Annotated in this window: 2 protein-coding genes and 1 pseudogene; 1 reads left to right on the forward strand and 2 read right to left on the reverse strand. The window is 72.6% G+C overall.

Going from position 1 to position 1899, the window contains the following annotated elements; genetic code table 11:
- Positions 1-165: pseudogene (locus ACN6LM_RS20750) on the forward strand (helix-turn-helix transcriptional regulator); the annotation flags it as partial.
- 19 nt (positions 166-184) lie between these two features.
- Here ACN6LM_RS20750 and ACN6LM_RS20755 read toward each other — a convergent pair.
- Positions 185-631: a heat shock protein transcriptional repressor HspR gene (locus tag ACN6LM_RS20755; RefSeq protein WP_018522258.1), complete on the reverse strand. Its 447-nt coding sequence runs from the start codon at positions 629-631 to the stop codon at positions 185-187.
- A gap of 1 nt (position 632) precedes the next feature.
- Positions 633-1817 carry a molecular chaperone DnaJ gene (gene dnaJ, locus ACN6LM_RS20760; RefSeq protein ID WP_445066871.1) on the reverse strand — a complete coding sequence of 395 codons (1185 nt, stop codon included), beginning with the start codon at positions 1815-1817 and terminating at the stop codon, positions 633-635.
- Positions 1818-1899: the final 82 nt, after the last annotated feature.

Consider the following 1899-nt stretch of genomic DNA (forward strand, 5'->3'; position numbering starts at 1 on the left):
CGCACCTGCCGCGCCCACATCGCCAAGCTCATGCACACCCTCAACGCCACCAGCCGCACCCACCTCGGCGCCCTCCTCGTCCAGTCCGGCCTCGCGGAGGGCCCCGCCGGCCCCGTACCGCCGGAATACGCGAAGCGGCCCGCCACGCCGGGAGAACCGGGGTGACGGGCCGCGTGGCGCGGGGTCAGTCCTTGGGGCGCTTGGGGCGCCAGACCACCAGGGCGCTGGTCTGCTGCACGTCCTGGTACGGGACCAGGTCGCGCCGGTACGAGGCGTGGACCTGGGCCTCGCGCTGCTGCATGGCCGCCGCGGCTCCGTCCACGGCCGCCGAGAGTTCGGCGACGCGCTGCTGGAGCGCCGCGACCTGGTTCTCCAGCTCGATGATGCGCTTGATGCCGGCGAGGTTGATGCCCTCGTCCTGCGACAGCTGCTGCACCGTACGCAACAGCTCGATGTCGCGGGCCGAGTAGCGCCGGCCGCGTCCGGCCGTACGGTCCGGGGAGACCAGGCCGAGGCGGTCGTACTGGCGCAGTGTCTGCGGATGCAGACCCGAGAGCTGGGCCGCGATCGAGATCACGTACACCGGGGACTCGTCGGTCAGTTCGTAAGGATTACGCCGTCGGCCGTCCACCTCAAGCTCCCTTCGCCGCCTGGAACAGCTCCGCCCTCGGGTCATGCCCCGCGGTCGCCTTGCGGTATGCCTCCAGCGCGGCCCTGGCCTCGGTACCGAGGTCCGTGGGCACGGTCACCTCGACAGTGACCAGGAGGTCGCCCCGCGTGCCGTCCTTGCGGACCGCGCCCTTGCCGCGGGCCCGCATCGTACGCCCATTCGGCGTACCGGCGGGTAGCTTGAGGGTCACGGACGGGCCTCCGAGCGTCGGCACCTTCACCTCGCCGCCGAGCGCCGCCTCCGTGAAGGTGACGGGCACCGTGACGGTGAGGTTGTCGCCCTTGCGGCCGAAGACCGGGTGGGCGTCGACGTGGACCACGACGTACAGGTCGCCGGCCGGTCCGCCGCGCTCGCCCGGGGCGCCCTTGCCGCGCAGCCGGATGCGCTGCCCGTCCGAGACGCCCGCCGGGATGCGCACCTGCATGGTGTTCGAGGAGCGGGCCCGGCCGCTGCCCTTGCAGACCTCGCAGGGGTCCTGGGCGATGAGGCCGCGGCCCTTGCAGTCCACGCACGGGTCGGTGAGCGAGAAGCCGCCGCCGCTGCCGCGCGAGACCTGACCGGTGCCGACGCAGGTCGGGCACACCCTGGGCGTGCCGTTCTTGTCGCCGGTGCCGGAGCACGCCTTGCAGGGGGCCTGGCTGGACATCCGGAGCGGGACCGTGGCCCCGTCGACCGCCTCGGTGAAGCTCAGCGTCACCTCGGACTCGATGTCCTGGCCGCGCCGCGGCTGCACCCTCGTACCGGCGCCGCCGCCGCGGTTGAAGAGGCCGCCGAAGACGTCACCGAGGCCGCCGCCGCCGAAACCGCCGGCGCCGCCCTGGCCCCCGCCCGGAGCGCCTCCGAAGAGGTCCCCCAGGTCGAAGTTGAAGTTGCCCTGGGCGCCGCCGGGGCCGGCGCGGAAGCCGCCGTTGCCGAAGAGGGCGCGCGCCTCGTCGTACTCCTTGCGCCTCTTGGCGTCACCGAGGACGTCATTCGCCTCGGAGATCTCCTTGAAGCGCTCCTCCGCCTTGTCGTCGCCCTTGTTGGCGTCCGGGTGGAACTCGCGGGCGAGCTTCCGGTACGCCTTCTTGATCTCGGCGTCGGTGGCGTCCTTGGGGACGCCGAGAACCTTGTAGTAGTCCTTCTCGACGAAGTCCTTCGTACTCATCGACGTCCCTCCTTCCGGACGACCGGCCGGGAGCCTCCCGTCCGGGCGGTGCCGGGACCGCGGGCCCTGGTACCGACCGGAC

It is taken from the genome of Streptomyces sp. SAS_281, assembly GCF_052542855.1.